This is a genomic window from Pseudomonas sp. B21-041 (assembly GCF_024748675.1).
In the GTDB taxonomy this organism is placed as follows: domain Bacteria; phylum Pseudomonadota; class Gammaproteobacteria; order Pseudomonadales; family Pseudomonadaceae; genus Aquipseudomonas; species Aquipseudomonas neuropathica.
Map to the genome: position 1 here is coordinate 4503610 of NZ_CP087175.1, position 24923 is coordinate 4528532.

Below are 24923 nucleotides of genomic sequence, written 5' to 3' on the forward strand. Positions count from 1 at the left end.
ACGGGGCGATTTCATCTTTAAAAGGTCGAAATCACCGACGAAAACAGAGCGCCATGAGCGCTGGCAACGTGCGAGAGACTGGCACAGTAATGGCACTTCTACCAAACCGGTCTGCGTCGCGGCATCAACAGACAGCTATAACTCGTTGTAGTTCTTGGCTTTTCTTATGAATCTACAGCTCTGGTATGCTTTCCGGCCTTCGGCCCGAGGTAGCAACCATGCAACTCATCGATATCGGCGTCAACCTGACCAACCCCAGTTTCGCCGACAAACATCAGGCCGTACTCGAGCGCGCCTATGCCGCGGGCGTATGCCAACTGGTGCTGACCGGCACCAGCGTCGAGGGCAGCGAGCAAGCCCTGGAGCTGTGCCAGCAACTCGATGAAAGCGGCCAGCGCCTGTTCGCCACCGCCGGTATTCATCCGCATTCGGCCAGCGACTGGAACGCAGACAGCGCGCGCCGCCTGCGCAATTTGCTGAAAGAATCCAATGTCGTCGCGGTAGGCGAATGCGGGCTGGATTTCAACCGGGATTTCTCCCCGCGCCCACAGCAGGAAAAAGTCCTTGAGGAACACTTGGCGCTAGCCGTTGAACTGCAAATGCCAGTGTTCCTGCACGAGCGTGATGCCAGCCAGCGCCTGCTGGAAATCCTCAGAGACTTCCGCGATCAATTACCCGCCGCTGTAGTGCATTGCTTCACCGGCGAGCAAAAAGCCTTGTTCAGCTATCTCGACCTGGATCTGCATATCGGCATCACCGGCTGGATCTGCGACGAGCGCCGTGGCACGCATTTGCATCCGCTGGTGAAAGAGATCAAACGCGGGCGCTTGATGCTGGAAAGTGACGCGCCTTACTTGCTGCCGCGCTCCTTGCGACCAAAACCGAAAAACGGCCGCAATGAGCCGGCGTATCTGACTGAAGTGCTGCGTGAAGTAGCGTTGCATCGTGGCGAAACCGAGGAAGATCTGGCGGCGCACACCACCGCGTGCGCCCGCGCGTTCTACAACCTTCCCGCATTGGCGTAAGCCACAAAAGATCGCAGCCTTCGGCAGCTCCTACAGGGCATACGCCATCCCAATGTAGGAGCTGCCGAAGGCTGCGATCTTTTGATCTCTTGACCCACATCAAATCGAGCCTTCTGCATAGCGGCACAATAATGGCACCTTGCCAAAACTGTTTCCGCTATCAGAGAAGACCTCCATGGGTGCCTGGCTTAGCAATATCTCGCTGAAATACAAATTCTGGGCGGTCAATGCGGTCGCCTTCGTCACCACCCTGCTGCTGGTGCTGTACGCCGTGCAACTCGAACAACAGGCGCGCAGTCACGCATCACAGGCCTCGGCGCAAGCCCAAGCACAACTGCTTAAAGCCTGGCCGGTCGGTCAGCCATTGCCCAAAGCCGATCAGGTGTTGACCTTCAAACGCGGCGAAGCACCGCGCCTGAACGATCAACCCTTGCTGGAAATCACGGAAAGCAACGGCTGGAACGAGATCAATCACCTGCCGCTGTTCGGCGAAAATCCGTTGATGGGCGCCGAAGTGTTCAGCCGCGCCGATGGCCAGCAGGTTGCGGTGATTGCCTATGGTCCGAGCCTGAGCCAAGTGTTCAGCGAACGTTTCGCCAACTATGCGGTGGCGGTGTTCATCCTGATGTTCGCCATGCTGTGCGCCTCGCAACTGTTAATCCGCTTCCTGCTCAGCCAGCTCAACACCTTGAAAGACGTGATGCTCCACGTCGAGAAAAGCGGCGATCTCTCGGCCCGTGTGCCGCTGGCCGGCAAAGACGAAGTCGGGCAGATGGCCAATGCGTTTAACGCGATGCAGGCCGGTTACCAGCGCGTTGTGACGACCGTCGCCAACACCGCGCGGCAACTGGATGTCGGCGCGGCACGGCTAGCGTCGAGCATGAACGAAGTGCGCCACGGCATGCTCGGCCAGCAGAGCGAAACCGATCAGGCCGCCACCGCGATCAACGAAATGACCGCCACCGTTTACCACATCGCCCAGCACGCCGGCGCCACCCGCGACCTGTCGCAGACCGCCGATGGCCTCGCCGGCAGCGGTCAGCAAGTGGTCGCGCGGGTGCAGCAGTCGATTGCCGGACTCTCCAGCGGAGTGCAGCAGACGGCCGAGATGATTCAACGGCTGGCCGAGGACAGTCAGAAGATCAACGGCGTGGTCAGCGTGATTCACAGCATTGCCGAGCAAACCAACCTGTTGGCACTGAACGCCGCCATCGAGGCGGCCCGCGCCGGTGAGATGGGCCGCGGCTTTGCGGTGGTGGCCGATGAGGTGCGCAACCTGGCCAAACGTGTGCAGACCTCGACCGACGAGATCACCACGATGGTCTCGGCCTTGCAGGCCGGCACTCGCGATGCGGTGGATTTCATGCAGGAAAGTTCGTACAAGGCCGACGATTGTGTGCAGCAGGCGCAGGAGGCTGGTGCGGCGCTGGCGGAAATCACCGGCGCGGTGGCGCAGATGCGTGAAAGCAATACGCAGATTGCCGTGGCAGCGGAGCAGCAAAGTCAGGTCGCCGAGGAGATGAACCGAGCGGTGGTGAGCATTCGCGATGTGACCGAGAACACGGTGCAGCAGACTGTGGATTCGGCGACCACGAGTAATGAACTGGCGACGTTGGCCGGGGAATTGAGCAAGGCGATCGGTCAACTGAAACTCTGATGCCCCCTTCGCGAGCAGGCTCGCTCCCACAAGGGGATTTGTGTGCGCACCGATCCAATGTGGGAGCGAGCCTGCTCGCGAAAGCGTCAGCCCCGGCAACATCGAATCTTGCGATGACGCCTATCACTTCAATAGCCAACCTTGATTCGCCGCCCTCCGTGCCCAGGCCTATTCTTCAACCATGTGTTCAACAAGGATCGAGGAGTAGAAAACATGGGCAAACGTCATCCCAACCTTCCCGCGTGGCAATGGCGCGCGTACCCGGGCAATCATCAGCATCCGACCAATCTGGTGCTGCACCTGATTGCCGTGCCGTTGTTTATCGTCGCGTTTCTGCTGATCGTCTCCGGGGTATTCAGCCTGAGTCTGGCCAGTGTGGCCATCGGCGTGATCGGCATCATCGCGGCGCTGGGTTTGCAGCGCCACGGCCACAGCCTGGAGGCGCAAGCCTCCGAGCCGTTCAGTGATCGTAAAGATGCGATGTCGCGTTTACTGGTCGAGCAGTTCCTGACCTTCCCGCGCTTCTTTCTCAGTGGCGGCTGGTGGCGCGCCTGGCGTGAACGCCACCGTCGGCATTGAGTCAGGCGAAAATCGTAACGGTTTGGCGACTCATCGCAATCAACTCTCCTTCCGCGCTCCACAACTTGGCGGCGACATGGCCGTAGCCGTCGGCGGCGTATTCGATATCGGCGAGATACTGACACCAGTCCAGCGTGCTCAAATCGTGTAGCGGCTGCACGAATTCGATGGTCCAGGTCAGCGTGCTACCCGGTGCCGGCCTCTTCAGATATGGCAACAGCGCGGGCGGCCACGCGTCCACCAGGGCCAGCAGATGCGCCTCGTTGACCGGTTCTTCTTTGACATCTCCGCGTAACCGCACCCAGCCGCCCATCAGCCGCGATTGCGTGCCGGTGAACGGCATGCCGCCGACGCTCCAGCGCATCGCCAAATGACGCATGAATTCTGGGGTCACGCCTTTGATGTAAGGCAACTCCTGGCATTCGTCCCAGTGCTTCATTGATGGCGCCGGATAGGCTTCGACTGCCACCTCCGACGGCCGCGAAGCACCGAAGCTGCCTTGAACGATCGTTACCACCTGACCATTCTGCATCGCCCGGCCCATGACCTGGCTGACGGCCTTGCCTTCGCGCAGTACATCGACTTCGAAACTCACCGGGACTTCAGGCTCGACCGGGCCGACAAAGGTGATCGCCAGCGAACGCACCGGGCGATCTGCCGGGACTTTCGCGCGCATGGCTTCGTATTGCAGCGCAGCCACCAGACCACCGAAACTGGCACGGCCCTGGCCCCATTCGGCAGGGATCGTCAGTTCCGGTTGGCGGCGGACCGCCTCAAGCAGATCGCTAAAGCGCATGGCAACCTCAGAAAACAAGAAAGGAATGCAGGGATCTTAACCAGACCTGCAGAGCGCCGCAGCGTCTATTCCGGTCAAATGGGCTGACAGAAAGGCCTTAGCGTATTTCAAATACAGACACAAAACCCTGTAGGAGCTGCCGAAGGCTGCGATCTTTTGATCTTGTTGTTAAAAATCAAAATCAAAAGATCGCAGCCTTCGGCAGCTCCTACAGGGGATATCGCGGGGCTAAAGTTATTTGAAGCAGGCTGAACTGAGTTTTTCCAGCACGCGATCAGCCTTGCTTTCGGCTTTGATCATGGTCGCCTGCCAAGTGGCGACACAGGGCTGCAGATCCGCCTCAAGCTCAGCCTTCGCCAGCCACTGCCAGCAATCGTGCCAGTCGCCCAGCGCGCCTTGGGCAGACTTGAGGCGAGCCAGCGCCGCCTCGGGCAAGCGATCCAGTTCGGGATAGGCGTCGATGCCGTAGCGCACGCGCTTGATCAACAGGCGCAGGCGATGACGGTCGTGAGCGGGATCGTGCAGCGCCTCGTCGAGTTTCTGCCATTGCTTGCCCAAGCGTTTTTCGATGCGTTTGTCCAAGCCCTTGAGCAAGCCCTGACGCTGAGACGCGCGCAGAAATCGCGGGAAAGCGTCGAGAATCATCAACAGCGAAGCCACCTCGGCGCTCGCCGCCAGCGCCGGATAGGCCTCGGCCATTTGCGCCATGCGCCGTTGCGCGGCCTCAGGCTGATCATGCAGGAGCAGATACGCCGCGAGCACTTCGCGATCGCGCCACGGCGTGGTCAATTGGCCGACCGCCGAGGCGGCATCTTCCAGTTGCTCGACCCCGGGCAAACCGCGCAGTGGCCGCAACAGACTGCGCAAGCGCCGCACTGTGGTGCGCAGATCATGCAGCGCCTCGGGGTCGGTCCGTGCAGTGAGCCGTGCCTGACAGGCTAGCAGGCGCACTTCCAGACTCAGGACATGAGCCACCAACCGGTCAACCAACGCAGACATCACTTGCTCCTGATTCAAATGGCTTGAAGATCATTCTGCTGCCCAGCGAACGCAGCCTCCTTGCTTCACGTCAGCAGCTTAGCGGCCGGCGCGGGATTCGCGAATGTAGAAACGCGCCTTCTCGGCTTTCTTGCTGCAGCCTTCGAACCCTTCGAATTGCTGCTGAGTCTTGGCAGCGGTCAGCAGCGACAACGCTTTGGAGTAGCTGACAGTGCCGGCAAAGCCTTCAGCCTTGGCCAGATCCAGCTCATGCCAGGCCGCGTCGAGCTGGCTGCCGCAGCTGTCGCGGTAAGCGGTTTTACCGGCGCAACCGGCCAATGCCAGAGCCATCAACGGCACACAGATCCAGGCTTTCATCACTCACACCTCAAAATAGGTCAACAGTCGTGCAGGTAAGACGGTAAGGCTGCGAAAAAGTGCCTTGCCGGCGGGTGAAACCGCGCAACTGAGAAGGATAGCGCTGAAGGGCCATGCAGTAGCGAAAAAACGACGTCACCGGCGCACTCAACGACCTCGGCGATTGAGCCTGCCCGGCGATGGGTGCATTGTGGAACCTTGTCGGGAGGACGCTGGATGAAAAAAAAACGTGTCGCGCTGGTACTGGGCTCCGGTGGCGCCCGGGGCTATGCCCATATCGGGGTCATTGAAGAGATCGAGAAACGCGGTTACGAAATCGCCTGCATTGCCGGCTGTTCGATGGGTGCCGTGGTCGGCGGGATCTACGCCGCCGGCAAACTCGACGTTTACAAGAACTGGATCGAAAGTCTCGATTATCTGGATGTGCTGCGCCTGGTCGACGTGAGTTTTCGCCTCGGTGCGATTCGCGGCGAAAAAGTCTTCGGCCAGATCCGCAAGATCGTCGGCGAGGTCAACATCGAAGATTTGCGCATCCCCTACACCGCCGTCGCCGCCGACCTCACCAACCAGCAAGAAATCTGGTTTCAGGAAGGCTGCCTGCATCAGGCGATGCGCGCCTCGGCGGCGATTCCCAGCCTGTTCACCCCGGTGATGCAAGGCAATCGCATGCTGGTCGACGGTGGCATTCTCAACCCGTTGCCGATCGTGCCGGTGGTGTCGAGCCACTGCGATCTGATCATTGCGGTCAATCTCAATTCGACCAATCAGCGTCACTACAAACTGCCGGTGATCCAGCGCCCTGCCGCTTTTCGCTCACGCTTCGATAGCCTGATCAGTTCGCTGGGATCGAAGATGCCATTCCGCCGTACACAGGCCGAGCAATTGTTGCGGCTCGAACAGGAAGCGCTGCGCGCCGAAGCGGCGGACATCAATCCCTGGCTGGACGGCGCCGAGCCGGAGAGCCAGCAACCGGCAGCCGCGCCCGAGCGTGAAGGCGCACCGAAATCGGCGACCGGTTCATTCATCATCGATAACGTCGGACCGGCCTCGTTGCTGGACTTGATCAACCAGAGTTTCGAGGTGATGCAGACCTCGCTGGCGCAGTACAAGATCGCCGGATATCCGCCGGATATCCTGATCAATGTGCCGAAGCGGGTGTGCCGGTTTTTCGAGTTTTACAAGGCGCCGGAGCTGATCGCGTTGGGACGCGAGATTGCCCGGGATACGCTGGATCGGTATGACAGTGAGCAGAGCAGAGAGCCCTGAAGTTTTCCGCAGTCTTTAAGGGCCTCATCGCTGGCAAGCCAGCTCCCACAGTGATCGAGGTGATACACAGATTTCAATCACAGCTGAAAAACCTGTGGGAGCTGGCTTGCCAGCGATGGCGTCTGCCGGGACAACAAATGGCTAAAGAGTGTTGTCACTCAACAGCCGATAGCCAACCCCCGCCTCGGTCACGATAAACCGCGGCCGCGTCGGATCATCCGCCAGCTTCTGGCGCAAATGCCCCACCACAATCCGCAGATAATGGCTGTCCTCGGTGTGGGTCGGCCCCCAGATATCCTTGAGCAATTGCTGCTGGGTAATCACCCGCCCCGGATGCCGTGCCAGTTGCGCCAGCACCGCGTATTCCTTGCGGGTCAGCGCCACTTCGACACCGTCGAGCAACACCCGCCGATAAGCTAGATCCACGGTCAGCGGGCCGAAGCTCAGCGCCGCCTGCTGCGCCTCCCCTGCCGGAGCCTGGCGCAACAAGGCGCGGACTCGGGCGAGAAACTCCTGAATGCCAAACGGCTTGGTCACGTAGTCATTGGCGCCGCCATCCAGCGCCTGGACTTTCTGCCCTTCGCTGGCGCGCACCGACAGCACCAGCACCGGCGCCGTCGCCCACTCGCGAAACTCGCGCAGCACTTGCTGGCCATCCATGTCCGGCAGGCCTAAATCGAGCACCAGCAGGTCCGGTTTGTTCAGCGCCGCTTGCGCCAAACCCTCGGCACCGTTGCCGGCCTCAAGCACTTTATAGCCCTGTGAGGTAAGGCTGATACGCAGGAATTTGCGAATCTGCGGTTCGTCGTCGATGACCAAAATGGTCGTGGTCTGGCTCATGAATTCACATCAACACAAATGATTGGCAAGAGAGTAGCGCAGTCAGCTTCAGCCTTCATCGTCCATCCCCGGTTGCGTCTGCAACGGCAAGTGCAAAGTGATGCAGGTGCCGTGTCCCTCGATGCCGTCGGCGACGCTGATGCGCCCGCCGTGTGCGCCGACCATGCCCTGACAGATCGCTAGGCCGAGGCCCGTGCCCTGGCCGCCACGATCCCCTCGGGCAGCGGTGTAGAACATGTCGAAAATCTTCGCCCGCTCATCCTCCGGAATCCCCGGCCCTTCATCGCTGACCGAGAAGAAAATCTCTTGGTCATCCGCGCCTGCGCTCAGTTGCAAGCGACCGTGAGCGGGTGAGAAACGTGCGGCGTTTTCCAATACATTGACCAGCGCCTGCTCGATCAGCGCGGCATGCACGAACAACAGCGGTAACTCGGCCGGCACATCAGTGCTGACCTGCAACGGCGCGAGCACCGCGCGCAGGCGATTGAGCGAACTGCCGACGATATCGGCCGGCGACACCCAGTCCCGCGCCAGCTTCAGCGCGCCGTGGCCGAGGCGGGTCATGTCGAGCAGATTCTGAATGTAGCGATCGAGGCGCTCGGCTTCATCGCGGGTGCCTTCGAGCAGTTCACGACGATCTTCCAGCGGGATCGCTTCGCCGAGGGCCAACAGGCTGTCGATGCTGCCGCGCATGGCCGTCAGCGGCGTGCGCAAATCGTGGGATACGGAGGCCAACAAGGCACTGCGCAGTTGTTCGGTTTCACCGTGCAGGCGCGCGGCTTCCAGGTCATCAGCCAACTGCGCGCGCGCCAGCGCTTGGGCGAGCGGCTGACTCAATGCGGTGAGCAAGCGCCGACGCTGGCCACTCAAGGTCTGGCCTTCTTTGGCGCAGACACCGAGCAGCGCCAGCGGCCCGTCCTCGACCGACAGCGGCCACCACCACCAGCGTCCGAACGGCAGCGTGCCAGTGCCCATGCCTGCCGGTTGATCGTGTTGCCAGGCCCAGTCAGCGGCGGCGCGTTCGGACTCGGTAAACTCCAACGGCCCGCCGGTCTCGACCTTCCAGCCGCCCTGCCCGTCCCGGTTGAGCAGACATAACTGCAGATCGCTCCAGCCATTGAGGTGTTGCGCGGCAGCGCTGACCACCGCTTGGCGATCCGTCGCGGCAGTGAGTTTGCGCGACAGGTCGAGCAGTTCAGTGGTCTCTTCCTGGGTGTCGCGCAGGGCCTGCAATTGCCGACGCTGACGCGCCGCGAGGTTGCCGGTGAGCGCCGCCATCAACAGGAAAAACAATAGAGTCAGGACGTCTTCTTCGCGCTGAATGCTGAAGGAAAAATTCGGCGGGATAAACAGGAAGTCATAGGTCAGAAACGACAGCGCGGCACAGGCCAGCGCCGGGCCGAGACTGCTGCGCACCGCCACCAACAGCACCGCCGCAAGGAACACCAGCGAGATGTTCGGCAGCGGCAGCACGCTCGACACTGCCCACGCCAGGGCGGTGGCCAATACGGTGGCGACCAGCGCCAAGGCATAGTCGAACCACACCAGGGTCAGCGCGTTGCGCGGGCGCGGTTGATGCTGTTGCTGATCGCTGTCGAGGACGTTGATTTCCAGTCCGTGGGCCTGACGCAGAAGGCGCGCTGCGAGTCCGCCGCCGAACAAACGACGGCGCAGACGTGGCCGGGATTGACCGACTAATACCAAGCTCGCACGGCGTTCGGCAGCGTGCTGGATCAGGGTTTTCGCCACCTCACCGGCGCGCAGCAACACCACTTCACCGCCCAGGCGCTCGGCCAGTTGCTGAGCGCTTTGCAGGCGCAGGCGCGATTGCTCGTCGCGTACGCTGCCGTTATCGACATGCACCAGACTCCACGGTAAATGCCGGCGCTGGGCAACGCGACTTGCATGGCGCACCAGGCGTTCGGCCTGAGCATCACCATCGACGCCGACCAGCAAGCGCCCGCGCACTGCCGGGGCCGCCTGACCGAGTTGGCGATAGCCTTGGGCGAGATCGTTATCGACCTGTGCGGCAGCGGTTTGCATAGCCAGTTCGCGCAATGCGGTGAGGTTGGTCTGGGTGAAAAACGCATCGATCGCCGCACGCGCCTGCTCCGGCACGTAGACCTTGCCTTCACGCAAGCGCTCGAGCAATTCGCGCGGCGGCAGGTCGATCAGCAGCAGTTCGTAAGCTTCTTGCAGCACCCAGTCCGGCAGGGTTTCGCGCACCTGCACACCGGTGATGCCGCGCACCTGATCATTGAGACTTTCCAGGTGCTGGACGTTGACCGTGGTGAACACGTCGATGCCGGCGGCGAGCAGTTCCTGAATGTCTTGCCAGCGTTTCGTGTGGCGACTGCCGGGGGCGTTGCTGTGGGCCAGCTCATCGACCAGCACCAGTTTCGGTTTGGCCGCGAGAATGCCGTCGAGGTCCATTTCTTCGAGCATCACGCCACGGTATTCCGAGCGCACCAACGCTTGCTGCGGCAAGCCGCCGAGCAGCGCTTCGGTTTCGGCGCGGCCATGGGTTTCGACGACGCCAGCGATGACTTTCACGCCTTGGCGCAATTGCGTGTGGGCGGCCTGGAGCATGGCGTAGGTCTTGCCGACACCGGGAGCGGCGCCGAGGAAAACCTTGAGCCGGCCACGGCCGTCACGGGGCAGGTCTGCTAACAGCGCGTCGGCGCGGCCGGAGTCGCTCATGCTTGATGTTCTCTCTTGCTGATAGTTATGCGATGTTCTTTCGGCCCTATTCGCGAGCAGGCTCGCTCCCACATTTGGAACGCATATTCCTGTGGGAGCGAGCCTGCTCGCGAATGGCCGCGCCGCTGATTCAGAGTTTTTCCAGTGCCATATTCAGCTCAAGCACATTCACCACCGGCGGCCCCACCAGCGGCTGTTCGATATGCGCATCGAGCAGTTGCTGAAGAGTCGATACCGGCAAGTTTCGCGCTGCCGCAACTCGCGCCAGTTGATAGGCAATTGCCGCCGGTGGCAAGTGCGGATCGAGGCCACTGCCGGAGGTGGTCAGCAGGGCCAATGGCACTGGGCCTTGGCCGGGAACCTGGAGTTTGTTGGCGTCGTCGATCACGCGGGTTGCCAGTGCCGGATTGCTCGGGGCCAGGTTGCTCGCGCTGCTGGAAACGGTCGCAAACGCACCGGCGGAGGGACGTGGATGAAACCACGCATCGCCGACAAAATCCTGCGCGATCAGCGACGAGCCGCGGACCTTGCCGTCGGCGTCTCGCACCAGGCTGCCATTGGCTTGGGCGGGGAATGCGACTTGCGCAACACCGGTCACCACCAGTGGATAGGCGACACCGGTGACCAGGGTCATCAGCACCAGCAGGCTCAGGGCCGGACGTATCATTGTGGACATTTCAAGATCCTCGAATTCGTTGGGCAAACTTTTGCGGGGTGTCAGGGAGATCTTTTCCCCCTCACCCCAGCCCTCTCCCCCAAGGGGGCGAGGGGGAAAGGGAGCCGACTTGTATGCTTTTCAAGACCTGAGTTCGGCTCGGTATCTCAAGTCGGTGTAGTTCATGCAACCACCTCAATCAGTCCCCTCGCTATAAGTGCGCGAGGGAAAGGGAGCCGATTTCTGTGCTTTTCAAGACCTGAGTTCGGCTCGGTATTTCAGGTTGGTGTAGCTCTCGCAAACACCTCAATCAGTCCCCTCTCCCACGAAGGTGACAAGAGGAAAGGGAGCCGATCCTTGTGCAGTTCAAGACCTGAGTTCGGCTCGGTATTTCAGGTCGGTGTACCTCTGTTGAACCACTCGGTCAGTCCCCTCTCCCTCTGGGAGAGGGTTAGGGTGAGGGGCTTTTTCCGGCCTCACACCAGATGCAGCGCCGTGAGCAACATGTCGATCGCCTTGATCCCCACGAACGGCACCAGAATCCCGCCCAGTCCGTAGATCAGCAGATTGCGTCGCAGCAACGCTGCCGCACTCGCCGCCTGCACGCGCACACCGCGCAGCGCCAGCGGAATCAGCACGACGATGATCAAGGCATTGAAGACGATCGCCGAGAGAATCGCGCTCTGCGGACTGGTCAGTTGCATGATGTTCAGCACGCCCAGTTGCGGATAGATCGAAGCGAACAACGCCGGCAGAATCGCGAAATATTTGGCCACGTCGTTGGCGATGGAAAACGTCGTCAGCGCACCGCGTGTCACCAGCAACTCCTTACCGATCTGCACCACGTCGAGCAGCTTGGTCGGGTCGCTGTCGAGGTCAACCATGTTCGCCGCTTCGCGGGCAGCCTGGGTGCCGTCGTTCATCGCCATACCCACGTCAGCCTGGGCCAGCGCCGGCGCATCGTTGGCACCGTCACCGCACATCGCAACCAGACGACCATCGTTCTGCTCGTGACGAATTCGCGCGAGTTTCTTCTCTGGCGTGGCTTCGGCGAGGACGTCATCAACGCCTGCTTCAGCGGCGATGGCGGCAGCGGTCAGCGGGTTGTCGCCGGTGACCATCACGGTACGAATGCCCAGTTTGCGCAGTTCGGCAAAACGCTCACGAATGCCGGGTTTGACCACGTCCTTGAGATGGATCGCGCCAAGCAGTTTGCCGTCGGCGCAGACCAGCAACGGCGTGCCGCCGCTCTGGGCGATCTTGTCGATTTCCCGCGACAGGGCCGGAGCCAGATCCGAGCGCTGTTGGCCGAGGAAACTCAGCAGCGAATCCACCGCACCTTTGCGGTAGACACGACCTTGATAGTCGACGCCGGACAAACGGGTTTCAGCGCTGAACGGCACAGCGGTCAAGGTTTCCAGCGCCGGCTCAGGCTGCGGGTGCAGACCACGCAGGTATTCGACGATGGATTTACCTTCAGCGGTTTCGTCAGCCAACGAGGCGAACAGCGCGCCTTCGGCCAGCTCGCGACCACTCACACCCGGCGCGGCATACACCGCACTGCAACGACGGTTACCGAAGGTGATGGTCCCGGTCTTGTCGAGCAGCAACACATGCACGTCGCCCGCCGCTTCCACCGCACGACCGGACTTGGCGATCACATTGAGGCGCACCAGACGATCCATCCCGGCGATACCGATGGCCGACAGCAGACCGCCAATGGTGGTCGGAATCAGCGTGACCAGCAGCGCCACCAGAAACACCAGCGGCAGGCTGCCGTTGGCGAAATGGGCGAACGGTTGCAGGGTCACGACCACCAGCAGGAAGATCAGGGTCAGGCCGATCAGCAGAATATCCAGCGCCACTTCGTTCGGGGTTTTCTGGCGTTTGGCGCCTTCGACCAGCGCAATCATGCGATCAAGGGTCGACTCGCCCGGATTGGCGGTGATCTGCACCAGCAGCCAGTCGGAGACCAGTCGCGTGTTGCCGGTGACGGCCGAACGGTCACCGCCGGATTCGCGAATCACCGGCGCCGATTCACCGGTGATCGCCGCTTCGTTGACCGCCGCGATACCTTCAATGACTTCGCCATCACCGGGGATCATCTCCCCGGCTTCGACGCGCACCACATCGCCTTTGCGCAGACTTGCCGCTGGCACCACTTGAAAGCTGCCGTTAGCCTGTTTACGACGTGCGCTGAGGCCTTCGCTGCCGGCCTTGAGGCTGTCGGCACGGGCCTTGCCGCGACCTTCGGCCAAAGCTTCAGCGAAGTTGGCAAACAACACGGTGAACCACAACCACAGGGCAATTTGCGCGGCCACGAAGGTCGGTACATCCGCGTCAGGAATGAAGCACAGCACGGTGGTGAATATCGCCGTCAACTCAACCACCAGCATCACCGGCGAACGCTTCAGTTGCCGTGGGTCGAGCTTGACGAAAGCTTGCACCAGCGCCGGCCGCCACAGGGCCGAGATCGCGGTTTTCGGTGCTTCTGCCGACTTGGTCGGCTCTGCAGGTTTTGCAGGAACGTGCATATTCATGATGGATTCCTTAGAAGCCCATACTTAAATGTTCGGCAATCGGGCCGAGCGCCAGAGTCGGCAAGAAGGTCAGGCCGCCCACCAGCAAAATGGTCACGGTCAACAGGGTCACGAACAGCGGGCCATGAGTCGGGAAACTGTTCTGGCCGATCGGTGCGGTTTTCTTCATCGCTAGACTGCCGGCCAATGCCAGAACCGGAAGGATGTAGCCGAAGCGACCGATCAGCATGCCCAGGCCCAGCATCAGGTTATGGAAAGGCGTGTTCGCGCTCAGGCCACCGAACGCCGAGCCATTGTTGGCGCTCGCCGATGTGTAGGCGTAGAGCAACTGGCTGAAACCGTGCGGGCCAGGGTTGCTGATGGTCGCCGCAGCACTGGGAACCGCGGCGGCAATCGCACCGAGCACCAGCACGCCAACCGGCATCACCAGCAAAGTCACCACCAGCAATTGCACTTCGCGCGCCTGGAGTTTCTTGCCGAGGTATTCCGGCGTACGGCCGATCATCAGACCGGCGAGAAACACCGCGATCAGCACGTTGAGCAACATGCCGTAGAGCCCGGCACCGACACCGCCGAAGATCACTTCGCCGACCATCATGTTGACCAGCGCGACCATGCCGCTGAGCGGGTTGAGGCTGTCATGCATGCCGTTGACCGAACCGTTCGAGGCGGCCGTGGTGGTCACCGACCACAGCACGGTAGCGGTGGTGCCGAAGCGCGCTTCTTTACCTTCCAGCGGCGCGGTCTGTTCGACAGCAGCGTTGTTCAGGGTCGGGTTCGGTTGATATTCAGCCCACAGCGAGGTCGCGCCGCCGATCAGGAACAGCGCGAGCATGCAGGCGATAATCGCGCGGCTCTGACGCAGGTCCTTGACGTAGTGGCCGAAAGTGAACACCAGCGCCACCGGAATCAGAATGATCGAAGCGACTTCGAACAAGTTGCTCCACGCGGTCGGGTTCTCGAATGGATGCGCCGAGTTGACGCCGAAGAAGCCACCACCGTTGGTGCCCAGTTGCTTGATCGCAATCTGACTGGCCGCCGGACCGAGCGGGATCACTTGATCAACGCCCTGCATCGTCACTGCGTTCACATACTGCGCGAAGGTTTGCGGTACGCCCTGCCAGACCAGATACAGCGCCAGCAGCAGGCACAGCGGCAACAGGCCGTAGAGGGTGGCGCGGGTCATGTCGACCCAGAAGTTGCCGAGGGTTTTCGTCGATTTGCGGCCGATGCCACGGCACAGTGCGACCAGAACGGCGAGGCCGGTAGCGGCGCTGACAAAGTTCTGCACGGTGAGGCCAACCATCTGGCTCAGATAGCTGAGCGTCGCTTCACCGCTGTAGGACTGCCAGTTGGTATTGGTCATGAAACTGACCGCGGTGTTGAACGCCTGGGTCCATTCCTGGCCGGGCAGATTTTGCGGGTTCAGCGGTAAGTGATCCTGAAACAGCAGAATCGCGAACAGTAGGAGGAAACCGGCGAGGTTGAAGGCCAGCAGCGCCAGCGTGTACTTCTGCCAGCTCTGCTCGGCGTTAGGATCAACCCCGGCGATGCGATAGCAACCGCGCTCGACCGGGCCGAGAACCGGTGTCAGCCAAGTGCGCTGGCCTTCCATCACTTTGTAGTAGAAGCGCCCGAGGAACGGCGCTGGCAGCAAGACCACCGCAAAAAACGCGAGGATCAGCCAATAGTCATAACTGTGCATAGCCGCTCCTAGTTCCGATCCGCGCGCAACAGCGCAACCAACAGATAAATGAACAGCCCCACTGCCAACAGCAGTGACACCCCGTCCAGAACGCTCATGGAAGATCTCCGTGTTACGGCGTATTGCCGCGTGTGGAGGCATTGTCGGAAAGGAGGCTGTAAAGGAACGAGAGCGAGGGGTCTGGCTGGGCATAAAGAAAGCGTAAAGAGTGGGTTTATGCCGGCGTTACAGGTGGGTTTTGCGCCGTATGGGCAGGCCTCTTCGCGAACAGGCTCGCTCCCACAATTTGAAATGCATTCCCCTGTGGGAGCGAGCTTGCTCGCGAAGACGGCATAACGAGCAACATCGCACTCAACTGGCGCACAAAAAGCAGCTATCCCACCGCGAACATCCCCGATACGACAGCTTTCAACTCATTACGACTTGTTTCACAGCAATGGCACGCCCACTGCACACGCCCTCCCCCGAGCTTTCCAAACCGTTCAGGGAGCAAACGCATGAACACACAACTCAAACCCACACTGGGCACCTTGCACCTGTGGGGCATTGCCGTAGGGCTGGTGATTTCCGGGGAATATTTCGGCTGGAGTTACGGCTGGGGTGTGGCCGGGACGCTGGGTTTCCTGGTGACCTCGTTCATGGTCGCGACCATGTACACCTGCTTCATTTTCAGTTTCACCGAACTGACGACCGCGATTCCTCATGCGGGCGGGCCGTTTGCCTATAGTCGTCGAGCGTTTGGTGAAAAAGGCGGATTGATTGCAGGCCTGGCGACGCTGATCGAATTCGTCTTCGCGCCACCGGCCATCGCGCTGGCGATTGGCGCCTACCTGAATGTGCAGTTTCCGGCACTCGATCCGAAGCATGCGGCGGTCGGCGCTTACATCGTGTTCATGGGGCTGAACATTCTCGGGGTGAAACTGGCGGCGACCTTCGAGCTGGTGGTCTGCGTACTGGCGGTGGCCGAGTTGCTGGTGTTCATGGGCGTGGTCGCGCCGGCCTTCAGCTTCAGCAACTTCGCACTGAATGGCTGGGCCGGTTCGGATGTGTTCGGTGCGCCAGCGATTGCCGGGATGTTCGCCGCGATTCCGTTTGCGATCTGGTTTTTCCTGGCGATTGAAGGCGCAGCGATGGCTGCCGAAGAAGCCAAGGATCCGAAACGCACGATTCCAAAGGCCTACATCAGCGGCATCCTGACGCTGGTGTTTTTGGCCATGGGTGTGATGTTCTTTGCTGGCGGCGTGGGTGACTGGCGCACCCTGGCCAACATCAACGACCCGTTACCGCAGGCGATGAAAACCGTGGTCGGCGATAACTCCGGCTGGCTGCATATGCTGGTATGGATTGGCCTGTTCGGGTTGGTGGCGAGTTTCCACGGGATCATCCTCGGCTATTCACGCCAGTTCTTCGCCCTCGCCCGCGCCGGCTATCTACCGGCCTCGCTGGCGAAACTCTCGCGCTTCCAGACGCCGCACCGGGCAATCCTTGTCGGCGGCATCATCGGCATCGCCGCGATTTACAGCGACGGCCTGATCAACCTCGGTGGCATGACCCTTACCGCCGCGATGATCACCATGGCCGTGTTCGGTGCGATCGTGATGTACATCATGAGCATGCTCAGCCTGTTCAAACTGCGTAAATCGGAGCCGAATCTGGAACGCACCTTTCGCGCGCCGTGCTATCCGCTGATTCCGCTGATTGCATTGGTGCTGGCGGTGGTGTGTCTGGTGGCGATGGCGTGGTTTAACACGTTGATCGGCTTGATCTTCCTTGGCTTCATGGCGGTCGGTTTCTGCTACTTCCTGCTGACCGGACAACTGCGTGCCGACGCACCAGCCGATGCGATGCTCACCGGCCTGTAACGACCCGCCTCCTGTAGGAGCTGACGAGTGAAACGAGGCTGCGATCTTTGCTTTTCAAGATCAAAAGATCGCAGCCTTCGGCAGCTCCTACAGGGATTTCGGGTGTACAGGGTGCAAGCGGCCTAGAATGGAACCACTGCGAAGTCACTTCGCTCAAACGTGGTATGCAGCGTCGCACGGCGAAATCCTCGTCCGTCGACCTGCCCTTAAGGAGAGCCGTTATGCCTTGGTATGCCTGGTTGATTCTGGTCGTTGCAATCGGCTCGATCGTCGGCGGATTAATGATGTTGCGCGACACCGCCAATAAGGTCGATCTGACCGATGAAGAACGCCGACGCGTTGCCCAACGCAATGCCGAAGCGGACGCCAAAGACGCCCAAGACCGCTGAACACAACCCCGCCTGATCGGCGGGGTTTGTGCTTTTTATAGCCATTGGAGCTATCTGCACGCTTTTAAGAAGTAGAAGTACAGTCACCATCTAATTTTCCTTGGTTAAGATGGGGACATTGTTGCGGAGAGTTCCAGATGCGTTATTCGCAGGACCATAAAGCCCAGACCCATAAGCGCATCATCAAGGAGGCTTCGGCACGCTTTCGCAAGGACGGAATCGGCGCTACCGGCCTGCAACCCCTGATGAAAGCGCTGGGTCTGACCCATGGCGGTTTCTACTCACATTTCAAGTCCAAGGACGAGTTGGTCGAGAAGGCCTTGCAAGAGGCCGGCAACCAGGTCGACGGGTTATGTGCCGAGATTTTTGCCCAGGACAACGCGCTAGATGTGTTCATCGAGACGTATCTGTCCGAATGGCACCAGACATCGCCAGATGAAGGCTGCCCGCTGCTGACCATTTCTTCCGAGTTGGGGCTGCGCGGGCAACCGAGTCCCACCAGTGACGTGGTACTCAACGCACGGCTGGAGCAGATCGAAAACAGCCTCGAAGGCGAGAACAGCGCTGACCGCGCCATCGTCATCATGTCGACCCTGGTCGGTGCACTGCTGCTGTCGCGCAGTGTCGCGGATGCCGGGTTTGCGCAACGCATCCTCGATATCACCCGCGATCACCTCAAGAACCGGGACTAAGCCTGCCAGCGCTTGAACAATACGCTGGCATTGACCCCGCCAAACCCGAAACCATTGGACAGTGCATATTCGATCGGAATTGACCGCGCCTCGCCATGGACGATATCCACACCGGCACTCGCCGGATCCGGGTTGTCGAAGTTGAGCGTCGGCGGCACCACCTGATCACGGATCGCCAATAGAGTGAAAATCGCTTCAAGCCCACCGGCAGCGCCGAGCAGATGACCTGTGGCCGATTTTGTCGACGTCACCGCGATTTTATTCTCTTCGCCGAAAACACTTTTGATCGCCGCCAATTCACCCAGATCCCCGACCGGGGTCGACGTGGCGTGGGCATTGAGATGCTGCACCTGATCCGGCTCGATACCCGCCTGCGCCAATGCCAGCGTCATCGCCCGACGTGCCCCACTGCCATCTTCCGGCCCGGCCGTCAGGTGATAGGCGTCGGCGCTGGTGCCATAGCCGACCAGCTCCGCCAGCGGCGTCGCGCCACGCGCCAACGCATGCTCCAGGGATTCGATCACCAACAACCCCGCGCCCTCGCCCATGACGAAACCGTCGCGCCCGCTGTCGAACGGCCGCGAGGCGCGCTGCGGGGTGTCGTTGTAACCGCTCGACAGTGCCCGCGCTGCCGCGAAACCGGCCAGACTGACGCGGTCGATGCAGGCTTCCGCACCGCCACACACGGCAATATCCGCTTCGCCGGCGCGGATCAAGCGCGCCGCATCGCCGATCGCTTGGACACCCGCAGCGCACGCCGTCACCGGCGCACCCAAAGGCCCCTTGAGGCCGTGTTGAATGGACACGTGACCTGCCGCGAGATTGACCAGAAACGACGGGATGGTAAACGGTGACAAACGCCGAGGACCGCGACTGTCGGTCGTGCGTACGGCGTCAGCAATCGCGCCGAAACCACCGACACCGGAACCGATGATCGTTGCGCTACGCTCCTGACTTTTGCTTTCTGAAGGATGCCAGTCGGCCTGCTCCAGCGCCTGTCGGGCAGCCTCCATGGCGAACAGAATGAAGCGATCCATCTTCTTCTGCTCCTTGGGCGGCGTGGCGCGATCCGGATCGAAACCTGCTTCAGCGTCCTCTTCCAGCGTCGGCACCGCGCCGCCGACTCGCGTGGGCAAATCAGCGACCGTTGCCTCAGGCAAGTTACGCAAACCAGAACGCCCAGCCAGCAAACGCTGCCATACGACTTCGAGATCGCTGCCCAAGGGTGAAACCAGGCCCATGCCCGTGACGACTATTCGACGCGAATCCATACTGTGGTGACCTCTGATCAATTCAATTGCCGGACTTATAGCGTTGCGCAGCAGCACTGCGGGAAAGGTTCGGCGCCATGACATGGCGAGCCGCAACAAAGGCGTGCCATTCGCCTGCGTCAGGCAGCGAAGGAATGGTGATCAACTCGCCCTGATCCAGACCGGCCAGCGCCGCATCAACCATCTCGCCCGCCTCCATGACCATTTCTGCCGGAATGCCACTGGCATCGATACCGGAACGCTCCCAGATTTCGGTGCGGGTCACACCCGGCAGCACGGCCTGGATCTGCACGCCGGTGCCTTCGAGTTCAGTGTTCAGCGACTGCGTCAGGCTCAGTACATAAGCTTTGCTGGCGCTGTAGGTAGCGTTGAAACGTTCCGGAAACAATGCCACCACCGAGGCGATATTGATGATCGTGCCACGCCCGGCCTTGGCGAAACTGGCAGCAGCCGCCGATGCCAGGCGCGTGACGGCGGTGATATTCAACTGGATCAACCGCTCCAACTGATCCATGTCGGCGTTAGCCAGTAAACCGTCCGACGCCACACCGGCGTTATTCACCAGCAAACTGATGCTGGAATCGCTGCGCAGGCGTTGTTCGAGTTTGAGTACATCATCCTTTTGCGTCAGGTCTGCTTTCAGCACTTCGACCTGAACGCCATGGGCATCACGCAACTGGCTCGCAGCACTTTCCAGACGATCCTTGTCACGGGCAACCAGCAGCAAATCAAAACCACGCGCCGCCAGGCGCTGAGCGTAAATCGCACCGATTCCGGACGATGCGCCAGTGACGAGAGCAGTACCTAGAGATTGTGCGGAATTCATGAGAATGCTCCTGGAATGCTTGATGAAGGGAGTTGCCGATGAGACGTGTTGGCTCGACGCATCGGCAAATTATTATAGGCATAATCCAAACGCAATATGATAGCCGTAATTTTAAATCGGCGGACTGCTGCCCTCTCTTCCACTACCCGCAGCCATGCGCTGCGCAAGTAAAAAAGGCCGGTCAATGACCGGCCCCCTTGGCATTAAACACTCAGCTTAGTTGACTTCCAGCTTGTCGCGATTGCGATCCAGAATCGCCTTACCGATACCCTTCACTTCCAGCAACTCATCCACCGACGCAAACGGCCCGTTTGTTTCACGATAAGCAACAATCGCTTTGGCCTTGGCCTCTCCGACTCCCGCCAGTTCCTTTTGCAGCGTTGCCGCATCGGCATCGTTGAGGTCGACTTTTGCGCTTTGGGAAGGTGCAGTTGTCTCCATCACCAACGGCGCCTTGGGTGACTCCGCCGGCGCAACAGGCGCGGCAATAGCGGCGATCGAGGCGCTGGTGAGGAAAGCAAAGATCAGAGAATAGAAGTAACCGGTACGCATTAGTGACGCTCCATCATCGTTTGAGAAAGCAGCTTTTCCGAAGCTGCTCTCCAAACTTAGGTCATGGTGGAGGGATGTCAAAAATGCGTGCGTTACAGGATGTGAAACAATCAGGGTTCGAGACGACGCTGCTGGTAGATCCAGTCGACGATCTCACCATCGGGGGTATAGCCGCTGACGGTTTCGCGCAATAACTGGCGAACGCGCGAGTAATCATCCTCATCAACCGCCGCCAACAAACTGGCCAATCTAACCTTTAACACTTCCCAAGGTAGATGATCCTCATTGGCCGTCATGATCATCGGATGCGGTGTTGCAGCGACGTTGTCGCCGATCAACAGCTCTTCATAGAGCTTTTCACCTGGACGCAACCCCGTGAACTCGATGGAGATGTCGCCCTGCGGATTGCGATCGGAACGAATACTCAAACCGGACAAGTGGATCATCTTCTCTGCCAGTTCGACGATTTTCACCGGCTCGCCCATGTCCAGCACAAACACATCGCCACCCTGCCCCATCGAACCGGCCTGAATAACCAGTTGCGCGGCTTCGGGGATGGTCATGAAATAACGGGTAATCTTCGGATGAGTGACGGTCAGCGGCCCGCCGGATTTGATCTGGCTGTGGAACAGCGGAATCACCGACCCGGAGGAGCCCAGCACATTGCCGAAGCGAACCATCGTGAAACGGGTTTTGTTAACCCGGGAAACTTTTGCATTGTCTCCGAACAATACCGGCGCGACTTCACGACTGAGCGCCTGAAGCGTCAACTCCGCCAAGCGCTTGGTACTGCCCATGACATTAGTGGGCCGCACCGCCTTATCGGTCGAGATCAGCACAAAATTTGCTACGCCGGATTGCAAGGCAGCCTGAGCAGTATTGAGCGTCCCGATTGCATTGTTCAACACACCCTCGGCGATGTTGTGTTCGACCATGGGCACATGCTTGTAGGCGGCCGCATGATAAACCGTGTCGACCTTCCAGGTTTTCATCACATCGAGCAATTTATCCTGGTGACGTATGGACCCGAGTATGGGAAGCAATCGAACCGGAGCCGACTCTCGAGAGCTGCGTTGCTCCAGCTCTGAAAGAATGTTGTAGAGATTGAATTCACTGTGTTCGAACAACAGAAGCGCGGTTGGCTCCAACGCAAAAATCTGCCGACACAACTCCGAACCGATCGAACCGCCGGCACCTGTGACCATGACAGTCTTGCCTTTGATACAACGCTCCAGAAGATCAGGCTGAGCTGGAACGGCATCGCGCCCCAGCAGGTCCGCAATATCGACTTCCTGAATATCTTCGACCTTGACCCGGCCACTCGCCAGATCGGAAAAATTCGGCACACTGCGAACATGCAGTGGAAAGCCTTCCAGCAAGTTAAGAATTTCCCGGCGCCGAGCACGAGTCGACGATGGCAACGCGAGAAGGATTTCCTGCGCTCCTGTGACGTCGATCATCTGCTGAATATGCTTGGGTTTGTAAACCTGCAGGCCTGAGATCGAGCGATCGGAAATACCCGGGTCATCATCGATAAAGGCAACAGGGCGCATAACGCGCCCCATACGCAGTGCGGCGACAAGTTGATTGCCTGCAACACCTGCGCCGTATATCGCAACTTTGGTCAGACCATCGTCGCGGCTGGCAAAAGGAACATGCTGCGCGGCTGTAAACCAGTCCCCCATGAAGTATTGCCGCATACATAGCCGCAACCCCCCAATGATGACCAGGCTCAACCACCAGTAATTGAAAATGATCGAGCGAGGCACAACCGCTTCGTGATTGCTGTACCAATAAACGACAACCGCCAGAATCAGCGAAGACAAACTGACAGCCTTGATAATCGCGATCAGTGCATCGTTGCCGAAATAGCGCATGACGGCACGGTACATGCCGAAGCGAATGAACAATGGAATGGCCACAACAGGGGCGCAGACGAATAGCCAGAAGTGGACTTTGAAGGGGTTGTACATATCATCGATACCCAAGCGCACGATGAATGCCAACCACAGGGCCACCCAAACCAGAAAGATGTCTGTGCCAACCTGTATCAGTCGTTTGCGCCGCCGTGGAAGTCCAACGAGACGCTCTCTGACTTTATCCATTAACTCTTCAAGCACCTCAGTTTCCCTCTTTCAAATGCTGATCACCGTAATGAATCACCACAAGCCGCCATCATGACTCTAAACCTGGATACCAGAACTGTGTTCTTTTCCATACTAAGCGGTCTTTTCGAGCTCTCCCGCATGAAACCTGATCGCGAGAAAAACCAGAGGGATATAGGCTAAAAGTACACCCCATACGCCGCCCAGCCCAAACCGTGTAACACCTACCGCAATCGGCAACAGCCAGCATAGATTGATCAAGCCTGTTGCCAAGGTTACGGGCAAATGCCGGCCAAATTGCCTGGAAGCAAACTGATAGGCGTGGCTTCTGTGAGCCTCATACAGTTTGTCTCCTCTGAGCAGGCGCCGGAACAACGTGAAGGTGGCATCCACGATAAACACACCGAGCAGGATGAGCCAGCCCCAAAATAGTGAAGGATCATGCCACGCAGCCTGCAGAGAAAGACCGCCCAGAACAACGCCAAGAAATCCGCTACCCGCATCACCCATGAAAATTTTTGCCGGCGGAAAATTCCAGCAGAGAAAGCCCATCACCGCCGCAGCCAACATCAACGGAGCCCAGATCAACGCTGCTGCACCGACAAGCCAATACAACACACACGCCCCAAGACAAACACAAACCGCCTCGACACCTGCGATGCCATCGATGCCATCCATGAAGTTGTAAAGATTGAGCAGCCATACGAGATAAAACAGTGCCAAGAAATGACCAAAGAAACCCAGATCGACCTGCGCGCCGAACAGCTCCACCTCGGGCATGCCACCCATCCAGATCAGCAGCCATCCCGCAGCAAAGAAATGCCCCAGCAGACGCCAGCGTGCCGCTATATGGCCGTGGTCATCCATGAAGCCAATCACTGCAACCAGACTTCCAGCGCCGGCAACAGCGAGAAAAACGTTACCCGAGGTAATTCCGACGCCCCATAACACTACTAGCGCAAAAACAAATGCGATCACTATCGCTACGCCACCGCCACGAGGAGTAGGCACAGAGTGCGAACTGCGCGCATTCGGAATATCCATCAAGCTGCGCGCCAACGCGTAACGGCGTAACGCCCAGGTGAGAACAAAGGATAAGCAGAGAACGACGAAAAGGAACCATCCATAAGTCATGATTTGCGGGTTTCCAGAAAATGCGTTGCGGTCAAAGCAAGACCCTTATCGAGACTGATGGGCGGGGTCCAACCCAGTAACTGTCGATTTTTACTGATATCGACCTGCAGAGAGCCGAAAAGCCGCTGAGATATAGACCGCCGTCCTACCAGGGCCAACAGCCGCTTCATCATCCATACCGGAACAGGCAAGAGATAACTGGTCTTCCCCAACGCTTGGCCTAGCTTGCGCAACAGGTCACTTGTGGAAACATCTTCGCCATCGCTCGCCATAAAAGTTTGATTGGCAGCACCCGGATGGCTGGCACAGGTCACGATGAGATCTACAAGATTGCCTACTGACACCAGACTACGGCTGTTACTCACTGAGCCAAATGGCAACGGGACGCTGCGGTCCAGCCATTGCATCATAGTGAGAAAATTAGCTTTCACCCCCGGACCGTAGACCAGAACCGGGCGAATAATCACCACTTCCATATCCGTAACCTGCGCCAGTCGCTTCAAGCCCTGCTCGGCTTCAAATTTGGAAATGCCATAGGCGTCAAGTGGTGCAGGCACATCATCGGCGTTAAAAGGAGTGCCTGGAAAAGTGCTCTCTCCGTTCACTTTCACCGAACTGACGAAAATAAACCGTTTAACTCCTGACGCTGCAGCCTGACGAGCGAGATTCAAAGTCGCGTCGACATTGATTTCCCGGAAGGCAGCCAAGGGATCGACCGCGACTTCGTCCATGACGTGAACGCGCGCTGCCGCATGGACGACAACATCAACTTCTGTGAGGACGCGACTCCAATCGTTAGCCCCACTGAGACCTTCGAAGGGTATAACGTCCACACCTGGAGCATGCTCATGAGTTCTCGTACGCATCGGCGCGACGACAGAACAATCCGACTCCAGTATTAGCCGATCTATGAGTGCTCTCCCCAGAAAACCATTACCGCCGGTAATCAGGAATGTCTTGGATCTCATGAAAG

The 24923-nt window shown here is 59.3% G+C and carries 22 protein-coding genes; 7 read left to right on the forward strand and 15 right to left on the reverse strand.

From position 1 onward, the window contains the following. Positions 1-218 precede the first annotated feature (218 nt). The 3 genes from LOY43_RS19905 (at position 219) to LOY43_RS19915 (ending at position 3261) form a co-directional block, all read left to right on the forward strand. Positions 219-1025: a TatD family hydrolase gene (locus LOY43_RS19905; RefSeq protein ID WP_095125143.1), complete on the forward strand. Its 807-nt coding sequence runs from the start codon at positions 219-221 to the stop codon at positions 1023-1025. 175 nt (positions 1026-1200) lie between these two features. Then, the gene (locus LOY43_RS19910; RefSeq protein WP_095048526.1) at positions 1201-2682 is read left to right on the forward strand and encodes a methyl-accepting chemotaxis protein; all 1482 of its coding nucleotides are present in this window, start codon (positions 1201-1203) and stop codon (positions 2680-2682) included. A gap of 213 nt (positions 2683-2895) precedes the next feature. Beyond that, the gene (locus LOY43_RS19915) at positions 2896-3261 is read left to right on the forward strand and encodes a terminase (protein ID WP_095048527.1); all 366 of its coding nucleotides are present in this window, start codon (positions 2896-2898) and stop codon (positions 3259-3261) included. A 1-nt stretch (position 3262) separates the two neighbouring features. Here LOY43_RS19915 and LOY43_RS19920 read toward each other — a convergent pair whose 3' ends face one another. The 3 genes from LOY43_RS19920 to LOY43_RS19930 form a co-directional block, all read right to left on the reverse strand. After that, entirely contained in the window at positions 3263-4057 is a 795-nt protein-coding gene (locus LOY43_RS19920; RefSeq protein ID WP_093435202.1) for an acyl-CoA thioesterase II, read from the reverse strand. A 234-nt stretch (positions 4058-4291) separates the two neighbouring features. Continuing rightward, entirely contained in the window at positions 4292-5056 is a 765-nt protein-coding gene (locus LOY43_RS19925; protein WP_220556665.1) for a CHAD domain-containing protein, read from the reverse strand. A 78-nt stretch (positions 5057-5134) separates the two neighbouring features. Beyond that, entirely contained in the window at positions 5135-5413 is a 279-nt protein-coding gene (locus LOY43_RS19930) for a hypothetical protein (RefSeq protein ID WP_007908543.1), read from the reverse strand. A 216-nt stretch (positions 5414-5629) separates the two neighbouring features. On the opposite strand from LOY43_RS19930, the gene LOY43_RS19935 reads away from it, so the two are divergent. Continuing rightward, on the forward strand, positions 5630-6679 hold the full coding sequence (locus LOY43_RS19935) for a patatin-like phospholipase family protein (RefSeq protein ID WP_258708621.1): 1050 nt from the start codon (positions 5630-5632) through the stop codon (positions 6677-6679). A gap of 141 nt (positions 6680-6820) precedes the next feature. On the opposite strand, the gene LOY43_RS19940 is transcribed toward LOY43_RS19935, so the two are convergent. The 6 genes from LOY43_RS19940 to kdpF form a co-directional block, all read right to left on the reverse strand. Beyond that, complete coding sequence (locus tag LOY43_RS19940) at positions 6821-7519, reverse strand: response regulator (RefSeq protein ID WP_095048530.1); 699 nt, start codon at positions 7517-7519, stop codon at positions 6821-6823. Between the two features lie 48 nt (positions 7520-7567). Beyond that, complete coding sequence (locus LOY43_RS19945; protein ID WP_095048531.1) at positions 7568-10219, reverse strand: sensor histidine kinase KdpD; 2652 nt, start codon at positions 10217-10219, stop codon at positions 7568-7570. Between the two features lie 130 nt (positions 10220-10349). Beyond that, positions 10350-10895, reverse strand: coding sequence for a potassium-transporting ATPase subunit KdpC (gene kdpC / locus LOY43_RS19950; RefSeq protein WP_095048532.1), 546 nt, complete (start codon positions 10893-10895; stop codon positions 10350-10352). Positions 10896-11350: 455 nt separating this feature from the next. After that, positions 11351-13414 carry a potassium-transporting ATPase subunit KdpB gene (gene kdpB, locus LOY43_RS19955; protein WP_258708622.1) on the reverse strand — a complete coding sequence of 688 codons (2064 nt, stop codon included), beginning with the start codon at positions 13412-13414 and terminating at the stop codon, positions 11351-11353. A gap of 10 nt (positions 13415-13424) precedes the next feature. Beyond that, complete coding sequence (gene kdpA / locus LOY43_RS19960; protein ID WP_095125148.1) at positions 13425-15119, reverse strand: potassium-transporting ATPase subunit KdpA; 1695 nt, start codon at positions 15117-15119, stop codon at positions 13425-13427. Between the two features lie 8 nt (positions 15120-15127). Then, on the reverse strand, positions 15128-15217 hold the full coding sequence (gene kdpF / locus LOY43_RS19965) for a K(+)-transporting ATPase subunit F (RefSeq protein WP_007899818.1): 90 nt from the start codon (positions 15215-15217) through the stop codon (positions 15128-15130). 399 nt (positions 15218-15616) lie between these two features. On the opposite strand from kdpF, the gene eat reads away from it, so the two are divergent. The 3 genes from eat (at position 15617) to LOY43_RS19980 (ending at position 18062) form a co-directional block, all read left to right on the forward strand. Further along, positions 15617-16981 (forward strand): ethanolamine permease, encoded by a 1365-nt coding sequence (eat, locus tag LOY43_RS19970; protein ID WP_095125149.1) that lies wholly within the window; start codon positions 15617-15619, stop codon positions 16979-16981. Between the two features lie 221 nt (positions 16982-17202). Then, the gene (locus LOY43_RS19975) at positions 17203-17370 is read left to right on the forward strand and encodes a DUF2897 family protein (RefSeq protein ID WP_007908505.1); all 168 of its coding nucleotides are present in this window, start codon (positions 17203-17205) and stop codon (positions 17368-17370) included. 137 nt (positions 17371-17507) lie between these two features. After that, positions 17508-18062, forward strand: coding sequence for a TetR/AcrR family transcriptional regulator (locus LOY43_RS19980; RefSeq protein WP_258708623.1), 555 nt, complete (start codon positions 17508-17510; stop codon positions 18060-18062). Here LOY43_RS19980 and fabF read toward each other — a convergent pair. The 6 genes from fabF to LOY43_RS20010 all read right to left on the reverse strand — a co-directional run bounded on the left by fabF (position 18059) and on the right by LOY43_RS20010 (position 24918). After that, entirely contained in the window at positions 18059-19333 is a 1275-nt protein-coding gene (gene fabF / locus LOY43_RS19985; RefSeq protein WP_095048537.1) for a beta-ketoacyl-ACP synthase II, read from the reverse strand. The genes LOY43_RS19980 and fabF overlap by 4 nt on opposite strands. Positions 19334-19355: 22 nt before the next feature. After that, positions 19356-20159, reverse strand: a complete 804-nt coding sequence (locus tag LOY43_RS19990) for an SDR family oxidoreductase (protein ID WP_095125151.1) — start codon at positions 20157-20159, stop codon at positions 19356-19358. A gap of 216 nt (positions 20160-20375) precedes the next feature. Further along, positions 20376-20711: a helix-hairpin-helix domain-containing protein gene (locus tag LOY43_RS19995; RefSeq protein WP_093435238.1), complete on the reverse strand. Its 336-nt coding sequence runs from the start codon at positions 20709-20711 to the stop codon at positions 20376-20378. A 110-nt stretch (positions 20712-20821) separates the two neighbouring features. Beyond that, positions 20822-22816: a nucleoside-diphosphate sugar epimerase/dehydratase gene (locus LOY43_RS20000; RefSeq protein ID WP_095048539.1), complete on the reverse strand. Its 1995-nt coding sequence runs from the start codon at positions 22814-22816 to the stop codon at positions 20822-20824. Positions 22817-22930: 114 nt separating this feature from the next. Next, positions 22931-23950, reverse strand: coding sequence for a glycosyltransferase family 4 protein (locus tag LOY43_RS20005; protein WP_258708624.1), 1020 nt, complete (start codon positions 23948-23950; stop codon positions 22931-22933). Further along, complete coding sequence (locus tag LOY43_RS20010) at positions 23947-24918, reverse strand: SDR family oxidoreductase (protein WP_258708625.1); 972 nt, start codon at positions 24916-24918, stop codon at positions 23947-23949. The genes LOY43_RS20005 and LOY43_RS20010 overlap by 4 nt, the downstream gene beginning before the upstream one ends. Between the last annotated feature and the right edge of the window lie 5 nt (positions 24919-24923).